Genomic DNA, 19,436 nt, shown 5'->3' on the forward strand with positions numbered 1-19,436 from the left:
TCACCCCAGACAGGCTTTTACCGTTCGCGCCAGGCGCTGCGCCCGAGGGTCCATCAACACGTAAGGACCCAAGCTGTTGGTAACAAAACCGAATGCCAGCTCGCGCTGCGGATCAGCAAAGCCAATACAGCCTCCCGCGCCCGGATGGCCAAAGGCACCCGGCCCCATACCGAAGGTCGCATTGGCCACATCCGGCTGATCCAACCAGCATCCCAGCGCAAAGCGGGTACGTGTCAGCAGGGTGCGATCTTCGCCGATACTGTGCTCACGTGTCATTTCTGTCAGCAACATCGGTTCAAGCAGGTCTCCGTTGAGAAGCCCCTGGTAAAAGCCGGCCAGTGAGCGCGCATTGCCATGTCCGTTGGCCGCAGGCTGCGCCATACGCCGCCATTCGGGCTTGTTGGCGCTGTTCATGACTGACGGAGGATTGGCAAAGGCCCGAGCAGTCAGCGATTGCGGATCGCTCATCATCGCCTTCAGTAGACGCTGACTGGCCGCGTCACCCGGATTATTCTTCAGCCGCGTCAGGTAGGCGACACGATCATCTTCGTCAGCGGCAAGTCCGAGATGGAAATCCAGGTTTAGCGGGCGGGCGGTTCGCGCGACTATCGCCTCGCCCGGCTCCCGCCCGTCGGCGCGGCGAATCAGCTCGCCCAGCAGCCAGCCATAAGTGATCGCGGCGTAGCCATGACCATCCCCAGGCGCCCACCAGGGACGCTCAGCTGCGAGCGCAGCAGTCATGGCATTCCAGTCGTACAGGGCTTCTGCGGGAAGCGGTTGCCGTATCGCTGGCAATCCAGCCTGATGACACAGCAATTGGCGAAGGGTGATGGCCTGCTTGCCGTTTGCGGCAAACTCGGGCCACAGCCTTGCAACTGGCGCGTCCAGCTCAAGCTTGCCCTCTTCAACCAGCTGTAACGCCGCCACCGCCGTAAAGGTCTTGGTGCAGGAAAACAGATTGACCAGGGTGTCGCCTTGCCACACCTGCTCGCCCGCATTGTCGGCGGTACCTGCCCAGAGATCGATTACGGTTTGCGCGCCGACTTTCACGCAAATCGCCGCACCACGCTGCCCAGCCTGCTCGAACAACTTCTGAAAGCAGTCTCTGACCGCCTCAAAACGAAGATCGAAATAGCCTTGAATCTGCATGAGTATCTCTCTGGACAGTGTTTCAGTGGGCCTGCTAACCGATTTCCCGGCGAAACGGCGGCAAGGCATTCAGGATGGCCTTGCCGTAACGCTGGGTTACCACCCGCCGGTCGAGCAGGGTAATGGTGCCGCGATCCTCTTCGCTACGCAGCAAGCGACCACAAGCCTGCACCAGGCGAAGGGATGCATCAGGTACCGAAATCTCCATGAACGGGTTGCCACCGCGTGCCTCGATCCATTCTGCCAGCGCCGCCTCGACCGGATCATCAGGTACCGCAAAGGGAATCTTGGCGATCACCACATGTTCGCAATAAGCACCGGGCAGGTCGACGCCCTCGGAAAAACTGGCCAACCCGAAGAGCACGCTGTCCTTACCGTCATCCACGCGCGCCTTGTGCTTGTTCAGGGTTTCCTGTTTGGACAAATTGCCCTGGATCAGCACCCGCTGCCGCCAGTTGCGCTCCAGACCGTCGAATACATCCTGCATCTGCTTGCGCGACGAGAACAGCACCAGCGTCCCGCGCGAGCCCTCCACCAACTGCGGCAGCTCACGCACAATCGCCGCCGTATGCGCCGTAGCGTCACGCGGATCGGCGTTCAGATCGGGTATCCGCAGCACACCGGCATCGGCATGGTGGAAGGGGCTTGGTACCACGGCGGTTACCGCGCAGCGCGGCAATCCGGCGCGCATTCGATAACGGTCGAAACTGTTCAGCGCAGTGAGCGTCGCAGAGGTCACCAGCGCGCCATAGCAAACATTCCACAAATTGCGCCGCAGGGTTTCAGCCGCGAGAATAGGACTGGCATTGACCTCGATATCAAACAGCGCACCACCCTCGGCCAGGGTCAGCCAGCGGGCCATAGGCGGACTGTCTTCAGGATCATCGACAGTGAACGCTGTCCACAGCTCCCAGTTGCCCTGAGCTCGCGTCAGCAGGCTACCGAACAGTGGATACCATTCCTCGGCCTGATGACTGGCAATACCGACGCCCGCCTCGCCATCCATCGCTTCCTTGAGCAGCTCGGCAAGGCGCGTGAACAGGTCGGTGAGTTTGGAAAACCCCTTCTTGAGTTCAATGCCCATTTCAAGCAGATGTTCAGGCACCAGGCCGCCGACAAACCTGTGTCTGGGTCTCTCTCGCCCCTCCATGTCTTCGCCAGCCCTGAAGTCGGCCAGCTGTTCACAGGCGCTGAACATGAACTGTTGCTGGCTGCGCAGATCGCGGGCAATTTCCGGCACCGCCTCGATCAATCGGCCAAGATCGCCTGGCAATGGATGCAGGGCAAGCAGTTTGGTCAGATTCTTCTCGACCTGGCCGAGCCAGTCGGCTGTTGAACGCAGACGGGTAAAGTGAGCGAAGTGGCCGATAGCCTTGTCAGGCAAATGGTGACCTTCGTCAAACACATAGAGCGTGTCACGCGGGTCGGGCAGCACCGCACCGCCGCCAAGCGCCAGATCCGCAAGAACCATATCGTGGTTGGTCACGATGACATCGACCTTGGTCATGCCCTCGCGCGCCTTGTAGAAAGCGCACTGCTGGAAATTCGGACAGTGGCGACCGGTGCATTGGCTGTGATCGGTGGTCAACCGTGCCCAGTCAGGGTCGGCCAACTCTTCCGGCCAGCTGTCACGATCACCATCCCAGCGATTGCCGGCGAGCTTTTCGATCATGCTGCCGAAGAGTTTCTGGCTGCGCTCATCCACGTCGATACGAAAGCCTTCCTCCTCGAACAGCTGAGCCGTAGCGCTTTGCGCCTGCCCTTCCTGCAGCAGCACATCAAGCTTGGACAGACACAGATAGCGACCCCGTCCCTTGGCCAGCGCAAACGAAAAGTTCAGGCCGCTGTTACGCATCAGATCCGGTAGATCCTTGTGCACGATCTGCTCCTGCAAGGCGACCGTCGCGGTGGCGATGACCAGACGCTTGCCAGCCGCCTTGGCCGCAGGAATCGCTGCCAGGCTGTAGGCGACTGTCTTGCCAGTCCCGGTGCCGGCCTCGACTGCAACGATGGCCGGCTCGCCGTCGCGGCGGCCTTCATCATCAGCCTTGATCGCACCCAGCACTTTCGCTATTTCAGCAATCATCAGGCGCTGGCCATAACGGGGCTTCAGGCTTTTGGCCTCGAGAAAGCGAGAGTAGGCGCCCTGGATCTGGGTCTTGAGTTCAGTGCTGAGCATGGGCGTGGGGGCTGTATATATTTTCAGTACTTCGTAGGGATGGCTATGATAGCGCGCGTTTCCCCAACTGCCACCGGAGATTTCCATGACGACTTTCGCCCTGCTCTATTCGCTGCATGTGCTCGCTGCCATGATCTGGGTTGGCGGCATGTTCTTCGCCTGGATGGTGCTGCGGCCCGCCGCCGTTTCCGAGCTGCAGCCACCCGAACGTCTGAAACTCTGGGCCGAGGTGTTTCGTCGCTTTTTCCACTGGGTCTGGGCTTCGTTGCTGATACTGCCGATCAGCGGTATCGGCCTCTGGCACATGCGCTTTGACAGCCTGGCCGCAGCACCTCGCTATGTACATGTCATGGCGGGTCTGTTCCTGGTCATGCTGGCGCTATTCCTGCGTATCCAACTGCTGCAACTACCCGAACTCAGACGCACAATTGCCGCGCAGAACTGGCCTGAAGGCGGCGCAATCCTGGGTCATATCCGCAAGCTGGTGGGTATCAACCTGTTACTGGGCCTGCTGGTAGTGGCATTGGCCAGTGCTCGCCCGCTGTTCTGACAGGCCATTGCAAAACCACCTACGTTTTCAGCAGCCGCGTAAGAGTTTTTTGTCGCGCATGAAAAAGCCGGGCGAGATGCCCGGCTTCGTTGTTTCACACGTCCATCATGGACGCGCTTCTACCTCAGCCTCAACACGGCGGTTGATGGCACGACCTTCCTCTGTCGAGTTATCCGCGACCGGACGGGACTCACCATAGCCGACGGCATCGACACGGCTGGCATCCAGCCCGTGCTGATTGACCAGCACATCGCGCACAGCATTGGCACGTCGCTCGGACAAACGCTGGTTGTAGGCATCGGTACCTACCGAGTCGGTATGACCCTCGACAACGGTTGACGTCTGGCCGTACTGCTTCATGAAGTCCGCCAGATCCTGGATGTCACTCATGCTGTCCTGCTTGACCACGGCACGATCGAAATCGAATTTGACGTCGAGTTCGACACGTACAGGCTCGGCCATCGGCTCGGGCTCCGACTGGGCAACCGGAGTGGGTTCGACGGTTTCAACCAAGGCCACTGTCTGCTCCTCGGTACCGTTGGCCCAGCAGTATGCCGCCGCTACACCACCACCGATCAAGGCACCATAGCCGGCGTAAGTGCTGCTTTCAATCGCGCCCAACGCGGCGCCAGTGACACCGCCGACCGCGGCGCAGGTGGGCCAATCCTGTTTCTGTACCCCTGCACAACCGGCCAGAAAGGTAGTCATTACAATCACGGGTACTGCTGTCCGTAAGGTACTCATCGGTAAAGCCTCCTGGTATGAAATCGGCTAGAGCCATGCGGTGGCGCATAAACAGCTCCAGTTATAACGAGACTAGGCCGGCAAGCGCCGCCGCGCTAGTCTTTAAGCCCATGCAGGCTTCAAAAAGACGCGCAGAGAGCATAAAAGAACGAACAGGCCCTGCTCACTGCATCTGTGACTCACTCAGGCGCTGGCAGGTTCCGAGTCGTTGCTGCACAAATCGGCGCTGATCCACAGATGCCGTAACAAGACCGAATAGTGAATTGACAATGAACTCTGATAATCCAGGCACCTCCCACTGTCCCTGCGGCAGCGGCGACACACTGCTCGCTTGCTGCGGTCGCTATCACGCCGGAGCTCCGGCACCCAGCGCGGAACGGCTGATGCGCTCGCGTTACAGCGCCTACGTACTGGGGCTGATCGATTACCTGCAGGCCACCACACTGCCTGCCCAGCAAGCATCCCTGGACCTGCAGTCAATGCGGGACTGGAGCGCTGCCAGCATCTGGCTGGGGCTGGAGGTGGAGCACAGCCAACTGCTCGGCGGACAACCGGAACATGCGCTCGTCACCTTCACCGCACGCTGGCATGACCAGGCGGGAGAACACGCTCAACATGAGCGCTCGGCATTTGTTCAGAACGAAGGAAACTGGTACTTCATCGATCCGACCACCCCGCTGAAAGCCGGTCGCAACGATCCCTGTCCGTGCGGCAGCAGGCAGAAGCTCAAGAAGTGTTGCGCGCCCTACCTGTGAAAAAGGCTGGCTGACGCATCGCGTCGACCAGCCTTCTTTAATACACACGGCGCTGCGATTTATTTTTCAACGAACGCCCGTTCGATCAGGTAGTGCCCGGGATCGCCCATGCGTGGCGAAGCCTTGAGTCCGAAGCTGTCCAACACCTGGCTGGTTTCGGTCAGCATGCTCGGGCTGCCGCAGATCATCGCACGGTCATTCTCAGGATTGAGGGGCGGCAGGCCGATATCACGGAACAGCTTGCCACTGCGCATCAGGTCAGTGAGCCGGCCCTGATTCTCGAAGGGCTCGCGCGTGACTGTCGGGTAGTAGACCAGCTTCTCCGGCAATGCTTCGCCAAAAAATTCGTTTTGTGGAAGGTGATCGGTAATGAAGTCGCGGTAAGCGACCTCGTTGACGTAGCGCACGCCATGCACAAGCACGACCTTCTCGAAGCGTTCGTAGACTTCCGGATCCTGGATAACACTCATGAAAGGTGCGAGGCCGGTACCGGTGCTAAGCAGATACAGGTGTTTGCCCGGTAACAGATCATCAAGCACCAGGGTGCCGGTCGGCTTGCGACTGATCATCAGCGAATCTCCTTCCTGGAGATGCTGCAGACGCGAGGTCAGCGGACCATCCGGCACCTTGATGCTGAAGAATTCAAGGTGCTCTTCGTAGTTCGGACTGGCAATGCTGTACGCCCGCATCAGCGGGCGGCCTGAGACCTCAAGGCCAATCATCACGAACTGGCCATTCTCGAAGCGCAGCCCAGGGTTGCGGGTGGTTTTGAAACTGAACAACGTGTCGTTCCAGTGATGCACACTGAGGACTCGCTCGACGTTCAGATTGCTCATGTACGGATACCCCTTTTAGTGCGCAATGGCGGCTCAATCTGTACGAAGTCTAACGGGACCTTTAATATCCGTTAAATGAATATTAACGATATGAGTTATCGAATATATAGATATGCATTTTACGCTCAGGCAACTTCAGGTATTCGTTTCCGTCGCTCGTCAGGAAAGCGTTTCGCGCGCCGCACAAAGCCTGGCGCTTTCGCAGTCAGCAACCAGCACATCACTGGCTGAACTGGAGCGCCAGTCCGGCTGCCAGCTGTTTGATCGGGCAGGCAAACGCCTGTGGCTCAATGCCCTGGGCCATCAATTGCTGCCGCAGGCAGTCAGCCTGCTCGATCAGGCCAAAGCCATCGAGGACCTGCTGGCTGGCAAGACGGGGTTCGGTTCCCTCCATGTCGGGGCAACCCTGACAATCGGCAATTATCTCGCCACGCTGCTGATCGGCAGCTTCATGCAGCGCCACCCCGAGTGTCGAGTGAAGTTGCAGGTTCAAAATACTGCGCGAATTGTGCAGCTGGTTGCTCAATATGAACTTGACCTGGGTTTGATCGAAGGCGATTGCCAACACCCCGATATAGAAGTGCTTCCATGGGTGGCGGACGAGTTGGTGGTGTTCTGCGCGCCACAGCACCCCTTGGCCGGACGTACGGGGATCACGTTGGACAACTTGTCGCGGGAGGCATGGATTCTTCGCGAGGAAGGCTCCGGCACGCGGAGGACTTTTGATCACGCCCTGCGCCATCATCCTCTCAAGCTCAACATTCGCCTCGAACTTGAACATACCGAAGCGATCAAGCGTGCCGTCGAGTCAGGACTGGGGATTGGCTGCATTTCCCGTCTGGCACTGCGCGATGCCTTTCGCCGCGGCAGTCTGGTGGCGTTGGAAACGCCCGACCTGGATCTGACCCGGCAATTCAATTTCATCTGGCATGGGCAAAAGTATCAGACAGCGGCCATGCGCGAATTCATCGCCCTCTGTCAGACCCTGACCGAGGGTGTGCGACGCAGTGATGAAATCGTGCTTCCGACGATCGCCTGAACACCGCCGAAAGCCACCAGCACTGCATGCAATGCGCCCAAGCCGTTGCGCCGGAAAAGCTTCAGCTGGTAGGAATGGAGCCCATCTGTTGCAGCAGCAGGGCTGCCTGGGTCCGGGTACGAACGCCGAGCTTGCGAAAGATCGCCGTCACATGCGCCTTGATGGTCGCCTCGGAGACACTCAGCTCGTAGGCAATCTGCTTGTTCAGCAAACCATCGCAGACCATGGTCAACACTCGGAACTGCTGGGGTGTGAGACTGGCGAGGCCTTCGCTAGCCGCCTTGGCCTCAGGGCTGACGTGACCCACGTCCTGAATATTGCTGGGCCACCAGGCATCGCCGTCGAGCACGGCCCGCACCGCCTCCTGAATGGTTTCCAGTGAGCTGGACTTCGGGATGAAGCCACTGGCGCCGAACTCACGAGAGCGGGCAACCACGGCGGCATCCTCCTGAGCGGAGATCATTACGACCGGCAATTGCGGATACTGCCCCCTGAGCAGGACCAGCCCGGAAAACCCATAGGCGCCCGGCATATTGAGATCAAGCAGAACCAAATCCCAATCCGAAGACCGGCTCAGCAATGTTTCCAGTTCGGCAATGCTGGCGGCTTCGGAGAGTCGCACCTCACTCCCCAGCCCAAGCGTCAACGCTTGCTGGAGCGCGCTACGAAACAGCGGGTGATCATCGGCGATAAGGATTTCGTAAGCAGCCATTGGCAGACCTATAGTTTTTATTGGCGCTTTCATCGGCCTGAGCCGAATCCGACAGACTGTCGTCAGGAGGAGCCCGAAATTGTAGTTCGGAAATGGAACGGCGTGATGATATCGCGCCATCATCCTAAATTCGATTACCGACGAGCATTTAAATCAGGCGGCGCAAGCATGCCGACCTGCGAATAAGTGGTCAAGTAGATCGTTTTAAGGCAAAGTTCCCGCCTTTTCCCGACGAGTCATGATATGCGCAATCAGGCCCTTCGCGCCGACTTTCTGATGCTGATCACCGCGATGATATGGGGCACAGGCTTCGTGGCCCAGCGGATCGGCATGGACCACATAGGCCCTTTCCTGTTCACCGGCCTGCGTTTTGCCCTGGGGGCCATGGTTTTGTTGCCGCTGTTGCTGCTTCAACGTCGCGGACCAGCACGGCACGAACCCTTTCTTAAACGCAGCATGCTGCTGGGCGGCTTGTGCATGGGGCTTGCACTAACGCTGGGCATCAACCTGCAGCAGGTCGGTCTGCTATTCACCAGCGTGACCAACTCCGGCTTCATTACCGGTCTTTACGTCATCGTAGTGCCCTTGCTGGGGCTGATCATTGGCCAGAGGACAGGAATGGGCACCTGGCTCGGTGCGTTTCTGGCGGTGGTGGGCATGGCACTGCTGAGCATCAGTGATGACTTTACTGTGGCCTCAGGCGACTGGATTCAGCTGGCCGGCGCCTTTGTCTGGGGCGTCCACGTCTTGCTGGTGAGCTTCTTTGTCGGTCGCCACGATGCCATTCGTCTGGCATTCCTGCAGTTTGTGACGTGCGCAGTGGCCAGTCTGATCCTGGCAGCCCTGTTCGAGGAAACCAGCCTGCACAGTATCTGGCTGGCCACACCGGTACTCATCTATGGCGGCATGTTTGCCGTTGGCGTTGGTTATACCCTGCAGGTGGTCGCGCAAAAACATGCGATTGCCTCCCACGCAGCCATCATCCTCTCGCTCGAAGCGGTGTTCGCGGCGATCGCGGGTGCGCTGTTTCTCGACGAAAGCCTCAACCTGCGTGGCTATTTCGGCTGCGGACTGATGTTCATCGGCATGCTCACTGCCCAACTCTGGCCTCGCAAGCCAGCCCCCCCTGGAAGCCGGCAGCGGGGTCGCGACACCGCCTAGGGCTTAGCCTCCAGCAGCTGATGAGCGGCATCGTCCAGACTGGGCGCGCGCTGATGCTTGGCCGCCAGATAGTGATCGGTGAACACATCGAGCCAGGCATCCAGCACCGTCGAGGCCTGGGCATCACCCGCCAGCCCCAGACACAACGCTGCCACCTCGGCGGTGCACAGATGCTCGCTTCGCGTGGAGCGCCTCAGCCGATAGCGTGACAAGACCTCGGCCTGCAGGCTCAGCACCGGCAGGCCGTTCAGGTAGGCACTTTTGCGAAACATCTTGCGCGCTTCGGTCCAGGTTGCATCGAGCAGGATGAACAGGGGCCGTTTCGCCGCATCGATCTGCACCGTCTCGACCACGCGCCGGGGCTCGGCGTACTCACCGGGGAAGACTACAAACGGCTGGTACTGCGGATCGGCCAGCAATTGGAGCAGCCCCGGCTCAACGGCGGTGCGCTGCCAGCCGAAAGCATGAGTATCAGCAACCACGTCGGCGATGAGCCAGCCGGTATTGCTCGGCTTCAGCGCCTCGATATCGTGCATGATCAGGCACACCGCACTGCGTGCCTCCACATGTGGCAGCCAAGCGCACAGACAATGACTGTCACGCACACGGCAACGCTCGCAGCGCGGCGCACGCGAGCCTCGGGCAATAAAGGGTTTGAGGCTGCGCGCAAGGCGCGCCTCACGCAGACGAGCTACTGCATGGGGCATAAGAAACTGGAAACGTCTGCGGTTGCGGGTGGGCCGGCAGTCTAGCAAAGGACAATGAACCGCGCAGGCAGCCATCGGTCGAACGACGGCAGTCATCAGGAGATCACTATGTACCGCACGCCCGCTTTACTCACCCTCTGTCTCGCCTTGCCCTTCAGCCATCTTGCGACGGCGCAGGAGCAGTCACTGACCCAGTTGCTCGAAAAGGTCGCGCACGAAAGCAGCGTCGGCACACCCCGCGCCATCAATGAAGACCTTCTTGACGAAGGCTACAGCGTCGATGGCAACGAGCTGGTCAATCACCTGAGCGTTCGGCCGCGTCATGCCGCACAAATGCGTGACAACCCCCAGCAGGTCCGCACCCAACTGCAATCAAGCGTATGCAGTAACGAAGGCCTGCGCCAATTGATGGCTCAAGGTGCTGTGCTGCGCTTTGAGTTCAACGAATACGAGAGCAAAAAGCCGATCACCCGCGAACGCTACCGCGCCAGCGATTGCTGAGCAGGAATGCCGGGGCAGCGCGACTGCCCCGACGCCTTGTGCTCAACGCAGTACGCGCGGATCCCCCTTGCCAGCCACTGCCGCTGCCTCATCGGACTTGAGCAGTGCCGTGCGCGGCATATCCAGCAGCCGTGCACAGGCTGCCAGCACGTTTGCCCAGGAAGCGCGGTTGGCAAACTGCATACCGGCCTCGTCCAGCGTCCCACCCCGGTTGCGATACCCCAACACGGAGCTGCGACGCGCATCCGGCAGGATGGGCCAGAGATGGCCGCGCAGGACCTCCGGTCGCATATGGGTGAGCAGAACCCGTTGGGTCATCTTCTCGGGGAACAGTCGCTCCCTGACGCCCTCTGCGGCCAGCGCCTCGATTTCCCAACGATCACGCGGTGCCCGGAAACGCCCCGGCTCCTGCAGATAGACCAGCCGATAGGCAACCCCCGCCTCCTTCAGGCGTACGGTCGCACGCTGCATTTCACCTAACTGGTAACTGCCGTTGGCGATCAGCAGGACAGGGCTCTCGCCTGCATGTTCATCAACAATGATTGCCCCGTCCCTGGCCAACTGCTCGGACTGCTCGCGGCTGAATATCGACGGTCGCTCGCGCTTGGGCATGACAAGACACGCCAGAGTGCCTCGGGCCTGATAGATGGACGGCAGAAGAGCCAGCGCACTGTTGTGGTCCGCTGGGAAGAGTACCCGGACCATATCGTTCATTTCCCCCAGCAGGGCCTCGCAGAACGTCGTGTCCTGATGAGACTGCTGATTCTTGCCATTTTCCCAGGTATGAGAGGTGGCAATGAGCGGCCAACCCAGCCAGCCCGCAGGACGCCCGACTTCCTTTTGCTGCCGTGAGAAAATCAGTGTCTGGCGCACGGCGCCGAGCATTTTCACGCAGAACGCCTCATAACTGGCAACCAGGTTGAGCCCGCCCTGGTTGGCCAGACAGGCGGAAACCACCGCCTCTTCGTTCAGCGCTGTGATGATCTGGCCATCGACCGCCTCGAGTTCGCTTTCCGGGTCGATCACGCGGTGCCTGAGCGCCCTGAGCACCCCACCCAGACGGTTGCTTGCAAGTTCGTCAGGGTTGCCGACACGCGGGCGCAAGGATGGATTGGCCTGGGTCAGCGCCACGAAGAAGTCATCGACTGCCGCCATGGGCGAACAGGTATCGTCACGGTAATTGAGCGTCGGCATCTGCGGCGCGTCCGGATGACGACATGCCAGCGCGTTGTCGCGCTCCAGGGGTCTGCCCTGGCGATGCTTGAGCAACAGCTCTTGTGCGGCGCGCAGCTCATCCTGCGGGACGAACAGCGGAGCAACGTGTTCGTTGAACAGGTCGCGTGAAACCGAGTCCTTTGCCGGGTTACCCGGCAGTGGCAGATTGTGCGCCGCATTGCTGCCGGCGCCATAGAAACCGAAGCCCTTCACCGTTTCGGCGATACCGTAGGGAATGGGCAGCGGATAACTGAGCAAGCCGCGCTCCTTTTCCTCGACCCGCCGGGCCAGGCGCTGCTCCATCTCCCACAACATGCAGACGAAGGCAGCAGGATCACGACCATCGAACAGCATCGGGTCGAAGCCGCAACCGCTCAGGTGCTGGCGGAACCCGGCCAGCCCCTCATCCGTACCGAGCTGGGTACGCTGCTCGATGCGTCGGCCATTGGCAATCATGATTGGCAATGCGATGCCGCAATCTTCGGCGCGCCACCAGCGCGGAATCCAGTCACTGCCGCGCTGCTCTTCAGCCGCACCATCCGAGAGAAAGGCCACCAGCGTTTCGCCCGGTAGCGGCATGTGTGCGTACTGCAATTCGGCGAAGCCCAGATAGCCGCCCTCGGCAATGCCGCCGGCTGTATGCGGATTGACGTGACTGCCCAGAGGGGCAGCAGGACTGCCGTCAGCCGCCTGATGATAGCCGTAGAAGTCCTGAAGCAGGCGATTGATACCGGCCTCGCCATCGCCATAGGCCAGGGCCTGCTCGGGATGCAGATTGTCGGTAAGCAGGTTCAGCGCTTCGATTGCCGCGACACAATGCCCCTGCCCCATCAGCCAGGCACGGGTCGTTCCGGTCAGGGCATTGAGCCCCAGATAGCCGGCATAAGCCGGGACCATGTTCAGTGCCCCTCCCGTATGCCCCTCGGGCGAGGCCTTGAAGTCCTCTGCCGTCAATGGCGACCCATCGAGCCGGACCTGACGCGCATAGGTCATGTGCACCACCAGCCAGAGCCCCGCCGAACTCAGCCGATCAATGGCCTGCAACAGGCGATACACGCTGGCGAGATCTTCCTGCAACCCGGCCTGAACCATTTGATGAGCCAGACGAAAAACCGCCGCCTGGGTTTCCAGTGTGTGCTCAAACGGACCATACCCGGCTCTCCAGGCGGCGAACTCCGGTTGGAGTTCGGCATGACGGTCCATTTCGGCAAGACTGGGCAGTAGTTGATTCATGAGGTCGCTCCGTAGCTTGGCGGTTGCGGTAGTCTAGACAGCGTTCGCCCGCCTATCGCTGATATGCATCAAGACGCGGAAAACAGGCAGCGGGCATTCTGGAATTCATCGTGTAGACAGGAACGTATCATGGCTTTGCTCAGTTTTTTCGGCGCCATTCAACAGGTCACCGGCTCGTGCTACCTAATAGAAACCCATGATGGCGTCCGAGTTCTACTCGATTGCGGCATGCGCCAGGGCCGGCGTCAGGACGAAGAAGGTAACCGTGCAGCCTTTCCCTTCGACCCGCAAAGTCTGAATGCAGTGGTCCTGTCGCACGCACATATCGACCACAGCGGTCTACTGCCCAAGCTGGTTGCAGAAGGTTTCAGGGGAGCAGTCCACGCCACCGAGGCGACCTGCAAGCTACTCGAGCTGATGTTGCTCGACTCGGCCCATATCCAGGAAAAGGATGCCGAATGGGAAAACAAATGGCGTGCACGCATGGGCAAAACGCCCATTACGCCGCTCTACACACGAGTCGATACCGAGCGCATGCTCAAACAGCGGCAATCACACGCCTATGGTCAGCCGTTTGAGGCCGCACCTGGCGTCACCGTGACCTTCCACGATGCCGGCCACATTCTCGGTTCAGCCATCGTCCAGGCAGACGTCGAGGATTTCGGGCGCACACGCCGACTGGTGTTCTCCGGTGACCTGGGTAACGCCTGTTCGCCCCTGATGCATGAACCCGCAACATTGAGCGAAGCCGATGTGGTGCTGATGGAGTCCACCTACGGCGATCGTGATCATCGCAACCACGAAGCGACCATCGAAGAGCTGGCAGACATCCTTCAGCAGGCCCATCGGGACGGCGGCAATGTGCTGATGCCATCCTTTGCCGTCGGTCGCACCCAGGACCTGATCTATTATCTCGGTCTGCTCTACCAGCAGGGCCGTCTGCCGCAACAGGCCGTATTCCTCGACAGCCCGATGGCCATCGGCGCTAACGCCATCTACTCCCTGTTTCAGGAACAGCTGGATATCGCCGGCGTTGAGCCGAGCGATCCGAACGGCAACGGCAGACAGCGCATTGAAAAATGGCTGCCCATACTCAAGAGCACCCCCAGCGCCGAAGAGTCGATGGCCATCAACCGTTTCAAAAGTGGCGTGATCATCATTGCCGGCAGCGGCATGTGCAACGGCGGACGCATTCTGCATCACTTCAAGCACAACCTCTGGCGCAAGGAGTGCCACCTGATCATTCCAGGCTTCCAGGCACGCGGCACCCTTGGCCGGACCATCGTTGACGGCGCTGAAACCGTCAAGCTGCTGCATCAACGTATCGCCGTGAACGCCCAGGTGCATACGCTCGGCGGTTTTTCAGCGCATGCCGGCCAATCACAACTGATCGACTGGGTCAGCCATTTCAAATCCCGTCCCGAGCTGCATCTGATTCACGGCGAACTGGAGAAAATGCAGGTGCTGCAAAGGGAACTGGATGAGCGCCTGGGCTGGAAAGCCAACATCCCTGAACCCGGCGACCGCATTGCGCTCTGATAGCGAAATATCTGGCGCACGCCTCATCTGATCGGGGCGTAGCGCCTCAATCGCCCCGACCTACGCGCAAGCCTTCGAGCGGCTGCGCGCAGCGCCACTCCTGTCATGGTGGCGCGGTTACCACACGAGGGAGACACTGCATGCCGTTTGAAACGGACGATTACCTTTCACGCCACATCAAGACCAGCGGCGCTGATCTTTCGGGAAAAATAGACGAGCTGGCCGCACTGGTCATGCCCGCCGCCAGCCAGAATCTGCCGCTCTATCGAGAAATGCTGGTCACAGTGATCCGAATGGCGCAAGCGGATCGCAATCGCTGGGATGCCAAGATACTGCTGCAAACCATGCGCGAAATGGAGAACGCTTTCGCCGTACTGGAGCGTTTCAAGCGGCGCCGCAAAGTGACCGTCTTCGGCTCGGCGCGCACCCCCGTCGAGCACCCGCTGTACGCACTGGCGCGGGAACTCGGAGCGAACCTGGCACGACGCGACCTGATGGTCATCACCGGTGCCGGCGGCGGCATCATGGCCGCCGCGCATGAGGGCGCAGGCACGGACAACAGCCTGGGGCTGAATATCACCCTGCCCTTCGAGCAGCATGCCAATCCAACGGTGGGCGGCACCGATCACCTGCTGTCATTCCACTTCTTCTTCGTCCGCAAACTCTTCTTCATCAAGGAAGCCGACGCCCTGGTCCTTTGTCCCGGCGGCTTCGGCACGCTGGACGAAGCTCTGGAGGTGCTGACCCTGATCCAGACCGGCAAAAGCCCGCTGGTACCCATCGTGCTGCTGGACGAGCCCGGCGGTACCTTCTGGAAGGATGCCTTGAGCTTCATGCGCCACCAACTGCAGGACAATCGCTATATCCTGCCCAGCGACATGCACCTGGTACGTCTGGTCGACAATGCAGAGGATGCCGCTGCAGAGATAGATACCTTCTACAGCAACTTCCACTCAAGCCGCTGGCTGAAAGACCGCTTCGTCATGCGAATGAATCATGTGTTGACTGATGCCGCACTCGATCACATGAACCGGGAGTTCGCCGACCTCTATCTGCAAGGCCGCTTCGAGCAGCAGGCGTGTTGCGAAATGGAACTGGATGAGCCCGAACTGCAGCAATTGCCCCGTCTGAGCTTCGTCTTCAATGGCCGCGACCACGGTCGGCTGCGCGAACTGACCGACTTCATCAATGACAAGCGTAACTGGGCAGCGCCGCTGGGCGTGCAGGACTGAAAACGCCTGATGTTGAAGCGATCGGGATGTGGCGAGAACGTCAGCAGTCGCTCGCAGCGCCACGCAACAATCGACCGATCATGTCCAGAGGGTAGCCACGATAACTGAGAAAACGGCCCTGCCTGGCCCTTTCCCGAGGATCGCCCGGCAGCTCGCCGGCGAACTTGCGCTGCCAGACCGCACGCAACTGCTCACTCCAGTCAAAACCACTGTCGCGCAAGGCCTGCTCGATATCGTCACGAGCCAGGCCGCGCTGGCTCAGCTCTTCACGTATTCGTAACGGCCCGTAGCCTGCGTTGGCACGCATGCGTACGAAACTTTCCAGGTAACGCGCCTCGCTGAGCAAACCTTCCTCGGCAAGGCGATCCAGAGCTGGCTCGATCAGTTCAACCGGCGCACCGCGCTGGCGCAGCTTGCGGGATAGCTCAATGCGCCCATGCTCACGCCGGGCCAGCAAGTCCATTGCGACCCGACGCACGGCGACGGGATTATCCAGCACGGCAGCCATGGATCAGAGGTCGGCGTCAGCCAGATCTTCAGTAACCGGATTGGCCTTGGTGTTCGGTGCGACTACCAGCAGCTTGTCACGAATCTGCTGTTCGATTTCCCGACCGATCTCCGGATTCTCTTCCAGGTACTTGGCCGCATTGGCCTTGCCCTGACCGATCTTGCTGCCCTTGTAGGCGTACCAGGCGCCGGATTTCTCAACCAGGCCCTGCTGCACGCCAAGGTCGATGACCTCGCCGTTGCGGTAGATACCCTTGCCATAGAGAATCTGGAATTCGGCTTGGCGGAATGGCGGAGCCACCTTGTTCTTCACCACCTTGACGCGGGTTTCGCTACCCACTACCTCGTCACCTTCCTTCACCGCGCCGGTACGGCGGATGTCGAGACGGACCGAAGCGTAGAACTTGAGCGCGTTACCGCCCGTGGTGGTTTCCGGGCTGCCGAACATCACGCCGATCTTCATGCGGATCTGGTTGATGAAGATCACCAAGCAGTTGGCGTTCTTGATGTTGCCGGTGATCTTGCGCAGCGCCTGGGACATCAGGCGGGCCTGCAGGCCGACGTGGGTATCACCCATTTCGCCTTCGATTTCCGCTTTGGGCACCAGGGCAGCCACGGAGTCGACGATGATCACGTCCACCGCATTGGAGCGCACCAGCATGTCGGTGATTTCGAGCGCCTGCTCGCCGGTGTCGGGCTGGGAAACCAGCAGATCATCAACATTGACGCCCAGCTTGCCGGCGTAATCGGGGTCCAGCGCATGCTCGGCATCGACAAAGGCACAGGTGGCACCCATCTTCTGCGCTTCGGCGATCACCGAGAGGGTCAGCGTGGTCTTGCCTGAAGATTCAGGGCCGTAGATCTCGACGATCCGACCTTTTGGCAGGCCGCCTATGCCCAGCGCGATATCCAGCCCCAGGGAGCCGGTGGAAATCGAAGGAATCGCCTGGCGATCATGATCGCCCATGCGCATGACCGCACCTTTGCCGAACTGCTTTTCGATCTGGCCCAGGGCAGCAGCCAAGGCACGCTTCTTGTTCTCGTCCATTAAAATCCTCACTTGATCAAGAGGGCCAAAGGCCGCAACAACTGTATAAGTAGCCAGTATTAGACCATAGCCAAATTTGTCCGCCTAGCCCTGCAACGGATTTTCTCCGTCCATCAGGCGGATCAACCCGACCAGCGCCGCTGCCACACTCTGCTCACGCACGGCCTGGCGATCACCGGCGAATATAAAGCGCCGGGCAAACAGCTGATCGGCTGCCGCCCAGGCGAGCCATACGGTGCCGACCGGCTTCTCCGGCGAACCGCCACCCGGCCCGGCCACACCACTGACCGCCACGGCAAAGCGTGCGCCACTGCGTTGCTGTGCACCACGCGCCATGACTTCGACAACGTCCTGACTCACTGCTCCGACTTCGTCGAACAAGCGGGTCGGCACGCCCAACAGGGCGCTTTTCTGCGCGTTGGAATAGGTGACGAAACCCACCTCGAACCAGGCCGAACTGCCGGCAATACGGGTGATGGCTTCGGCGATACCGCCGCCGGTACAGGATTCAGCGGTGGTCACCTGCTGATTCAGTCGCAACAACCGGTCACCAAGTTCTGCGGCCAATTCGGTGAGATTCAAAATCGCCCCTCCACATCCGTTTCAAGAAACCGAGACTACGGCGATTTTCGTCGGATCAACCCGGATTGCAATCCTTGTGCATCCAGCACCCGATCCACCTGCGAGACGCGCAAGCTGCGTGCTAACCTTGCGCTCTTTTTCGCCCTGTAACACGAGGGCTTATCCCAATGCCGTATCACGCCAGCCTCATGCCCAAAGATACTCAAGACCTCTCCAAACACACGCCAATTGTGTGGCAGTAAAGGCGGCAAATATGCGCAAAGCCCGCGCGGCAAGGGCTGAAAGGCACCGAATGTGCGCACTCTAAGTAGGACTGTGAAACCGGCTACGGTTTTTGGCAGTAGCCGTATCAGTTCTCATTTTATTTCGGATTTAACGCCGATTTAGTTCTCCACTCACCCGCCCGATGTGAAGCCTTGCAGTCCTGGGGAATTCACCTGGTAGGGACGGCCTGCTCTTTACGCGCAGCAACGGCCAGCGAGACTCCGAGAAAATCACTCGGCGGTGGAGCTGAATACATTCGACCTGACCAGTCCTTTGGCCGGATTCGACCAGCACGCTTGTTGATCATGACCGGCAGAAGACGACCCATAGCTGCCGGTTGCGACAGGCAGCAATGGGCCAATCTCTCTCGTCCGCTGCGTCGGCAGCCGTATCAGCACATCTTTGAGATAGGCATACGGATGATGCCCATTCATTCATGCGTGCTTAGATATCCAGGCAAATTTTGCCGAAATGCTGGTTGGTTTCCTGATACTTGAACGCTTCGACAATCTCGCTCAAAGGGAAATGACGATCAATAATCGGGCGCATGCCATTAGCATTGATCGCTCGGATCATGTCTTGCTGCTGGCTGCGGCTACCCACCAATACACCCTGCAGACGCACTTGCTTGATCAGTGCCGGTACAAAATTCATTGCACCGCTTACGCCACTCAATATCCCGATGACGGAGATGTGACCAGCAACCCGAATTGCAATCATCGATTGCTCAAGCGTCGCAGGGCCGCCGACTTCGATGATGTGGTCAACACCACGGCCACCTGTTAGAGCGCGTGCAGTTTCGCCCCAGTTGAGGTCTTTGCGGTAATTGATCACATGATCAGCGCCTAGCGCTTTCAGACGTTCAAGTTTTTCGTCGCTTGAAGAGGTAGCGATGACGGTAGCGCCGGCCATTTTAGCGAACTGCAGGGCGAAAATTGAAACGCCACCAGTGCCTTGGACGAGCACGGTGTCGCCCGGCTTGAGTGAGTCATCGGCCATCAGGGCGCGCCATGCAGTAAGGCCGGCGGTGGTAAGCGTCGACGCTTCAGCATGGCTGTAGCCAGTAGGCGCGAGGGTGAACGATGTGGCTTTGGCCGTCACTTGCTCACGAGCGTAGCCGTCAATGCCATCACCTGGCACGCTAACAAAGCCTTCAACCAGTGGCGCACCGTTGATCCACTCCGGGAAGAAAGTGCTGACGACCGAGTCACCCACCTTGAATTCAGTGACATCTGGGCCGACAGCAATGACTTCACCTGCACCATCGGCCATGGGGATGCGTTTTTCGCTAGGGCCCCACATACCGCTGACCACCGCGAAGTCGTGGTAGTTGAGCGAGTTGGCGTGAAGGCGTACGGTGATTTCGCCACGCGCTGCGGCTCGAACTTCGCTGCTGCCAACCACAACCTTTTCATAGCCGCCACCGGGTTGGACGAAGATAGTTTTGCTGCTCATAGGGGTTTCCTTATATTCTCTAATTACG

General features: G+C 59.6%; 18 protein-coding genes and 1 pseudogene. 7 read left to right on the forward strand and 12 right to left on the reverse strand.

The window, feature by feature from the left end:
- Both NAV32_RS10585 and dinG read right to left on the reverse strand, forming a co-directional pair.
- Nucleotides 1-1,149, reverse strand: a complete 1,149-nt coding sequence (locus NAV32_RS10585; RefSeq protein WP_256052760.1) for a serine hydrolase domain-containing protein — start codon at nt 1,147-1,149, stop codon at nt 1-3.
- Between the two features lie 34 nt (nt 1,150-1,183).
- Complete coding sequence (gene dinG, locus NAV32_RS10590; protein ID WP_256052789.1) at nt 1,184-3,328, reverse strand: ATP-dependent DNA helicase DinG; 2,145 nt, start codon at nt 3,326-3,328, stop codon at nt 1,184-1,186.
- 85 nt (nt 3,329-3,413) lie between these two features.
- Between dinG and NAV32_RS10595 the strand changes: the two genes are divergently transcribed.
- Nucleotides 3,414-3,878, forward strand: coding sequence for a CopD family protein (locus tag NAV32_RS10595; protein WP_256052761.1), 465 nt, complete (start codon nt 3,414-3,416; stop codon nt 3,876-3,878).
- Nucleotides 3,879-3,983: 105 nt separating this feature from the next.
- On the opposite strand, the gene NAV32_RS17645 is transcribed toward NAV32_RS10595, so the two are convergent.
- Complete coding sequence (locus NAV32_RS17645; protein WP_272890243.1) at nt 3,984-4,586, reverse strand: OmpA family protein; 603 nt, start codon at nt 4,584-4,586, stop codon at nt 3,984-3,986.
- A 305-nt stretch (nt 4,587-4,891) separates the two neighbouring features.
- Between NAV32_RS17645 and NAV32_RS10605 the strand changes: the two genes are divergently transcribed.
- Entirely contained in the window at nt 4,892-5,377 is a 486-nt protein-coding gene (locus tag NAV32_RS10605) for a YchJ family protein (protein WP_256052762.1), read from the forward strand.
- A 59-nt stretch (nt 5,378-5,436) separates the two neighbouring features.
- Here NAV32_RS10605 and fpr read toward each other — a convergent pair whose 3' ends face one another.
- Nucleotides 5,437-6,213 carry a ferredoxin-NADP reductase gene (gene fpr / locus NAV32_RS10610; protein ID WP_256052763.1) on the reverse strand — a complete coding sequence of 259 codons (777 nt, stop codon included), beginning with the start codon at nt 6,211-6,213 and terminating at the stop codon, nt 5,437-5,439.
- 112 nt (nt 6,214-6,325) lie between these two features.
- Between fpr and NAV32_RS10615 the strand changes: the two genes are divergently transcribed.
- Nucleotides 6,326-7,252 carry a LysR family transcriptional regulator gene (locus NAV32_RS10615; RefSeq protein WP_256052764.1) on the forward strand — a complete coding sequence of 309 codons (927 nt, stop codon included), beginning with the start codon at nt 6,326-6,328 and terminating at the stop codon, nt 7,250-7,252.
- 61 nt (nt 7,253-7,313) lie between these two features.
- Here NAV32_RS10615 and erdR read toward each other — a convergent pair whose 3' ends face one another.
- The gene (gene erdR, locus NAV32_RS10620; protein WP_256052765.1) at nt 7,314-7,964 is read right to left on the reverse strand and encodes a response regulator transcription factor ErdR; all 651 of its coding nucleotides are present in this window, start codon (nt 7,962-7,964) and stop codon (nt 7,314-7,316) included.
- 243 nt (nt 7,965-8,207) lie between these two features.
- On the opposite strand from erdR, the gene NAV32_RS10625 reads away from it, so the two are divergent.
- Nucleotides 8,208-9,125 carry a DMT family transporter gene (locus NAV32_RS10625; protein ID WP_256052766.1) on the forward strand — a complete coding sequence of 306 codons (918 nt, stop codon included), beginning with the start codon at nt 8,208-8,210 and terminating at the stop codon, nt 9,123-9,125.
- Here the strand turns inward: NAV32_RS10625 and NAV32_RS10630 are convergent.
- Nucleotides 9,122-9,832 (reverse strand): tRNA-uridine aminocarboxypropyltransferase, encoded by a 711-nt coding sequence (locus NAV32_RS10630; protein ID WP_256052767.1) that lies wholly within the window; start codon nt 9,830-9,832, stop codon nt 9,122-9,124. The genes NAV32_RS10625 and NAV32_RS10630 overlap by 4 nt on opposite strands.
- 108 nt (nt 9,833-9,940) lie before the next feature.
- On the opposite strand from NAV32_RS10630, the gene NAV32_RS10635 reads away from it, so the two are divergent.
- A complete protein-coding gene (locus NAV32_RS10635) occupies nt 9,941-10,333 on the forward strand; it encodes a PA3611 family quorum-sensing-regulated virulence factor (protein ID WP_256052768.1) in 393 nt (130 codons plus the stop codon).
- A gap of 42 nt (nt 10,334-10,375) precedes the next feature.
- Here NAV32_RS10635 and NAV32_RS10640 read toward each other — a convergent pair whose 3' ends face one another.
- Nucleotides 10,376-12,781 (reverse strand): xylulose 5-phosphate 3-epimerase, encoded by a 2,406-nt coding sequence (locus tag NAV32_RS10640; protein WP_256052769.1) that lies wholly within the window; start codon nt 12,779-12,781, stop codon nt 10,376-10,378.
- Nucleotides 12,782-12,910: 129 nt separating this feature from the next.
- Here NAV32_RS10640 and NAV32_RS10645 point away from each other — a divergent pair, with 129 nt between their 5' ends.
- Both NAV32_RS10645 and NAV32_RS10650 read left to right on the forward strand, forming a co-directional pair.
- A complete protein-coding gene (locus tag NAV32_RS10645) occupies nt 12,911-14,320 on the forward strand; it encodes an MBL fold metallo-hydrolase RNA specificity domain-containing protein (protein WP_256052770.1) in 1,410 nt (469 codons plus the stop codon).
- Between the two features lie 140 nt (nt 14,321-14,460).
- Nucleotides 14,461-15,552, forward strand: coding sequence for a TIGR00730 family Rossman fold protein (locus NAV32_RS10650; RefSeq protein WP_256052771.1), 1,092 nt, complete (start codon nt 14,461-14,463; stop codon nt 15,550-15,552).
- Nucleotides 15,553-15,592: 40 nt separating this feature from the next.
- Here the strand turns inward: NAV32_RS10650 and recX are convergent, their stop codons facing one another.
- The 5 genes and pseudogenes from recX to NAV32_RS10675 all read right to left on the reverse strand — a co-directional run bounded on the left by recX (nt 15,593) and on the right by NAV32_RS10675 (nt 19,408).
- Complete coding sequence (recX, locus tag NAV32_RS10655) at nt 15,593-16,060, reverse strand: recombination regulator RecX (protein ID WP_256052772.1); 468 nt, start codon at nt 16,058-16,060, stop codon at nt 15,593-15,595.
- A gap of 3 nt (nt 16,061-16,063) precedes the next feature.
- Nucleotides 16,064-17,107, reverse strand: coding sequence for a recombinase RecA (gene recA, locus NAV32_RS10660; protein WP_256052773.1), 1,044 nt, complete (start codon nt 17,105-17,107; stop codon nt 16,064-16,066).
- 84 nt (nt 17,108-17,191) lie between these two features.
- The gene (locus NAV32_RS10665) at nt 17,192-17,689 is read right to left on the reverse strand and encodes a CinA family protein (protein ID WP_256052774.1); all 498 of its coding nucleotides are present in this window, start codon (nt 17,687-17,689) and stop codon (nt 17,192-17,194) included.
- A 608-nt stretch (nt 17,690-18,297) separates the two neighbouring features.
- A pseudogene (locus tag NAV32_RS10670) lies at nt 18,298-18,387 on the reverse strand (transposase domain-containing protein); the annotation flags it as partial.
- Between the two features lie 10 nt (nt 18,388-18,397).
- Nucleotides 18,398-19,408 carry a zinc-dependent alcohol dehydrogenase family protein gene (locus NAV32_RS10675; RefSeq protein WP_256052775.1) on the reverse strand — a complete coding sequence of 337 codons (1,011 nt, stop codon included), beginning with the start codon at nt 19,406-19,408 and terminating at the stop codon, nt 18,398-18,400.
- Nucleotides 19,409-19,436: the final 28 nt, after the last annotated feature.

This window comes from Stutzerimonas stutzeri (assembly GCF_024448695.1).
GTDB classification, from domain to species: Bacteria; Pseudomonadota; Gammaproteobacteria; order Pseudomonadales; family Pseudomonadaceae; genus Stutzerimonas; species Stutzerimonas stutzeri_T.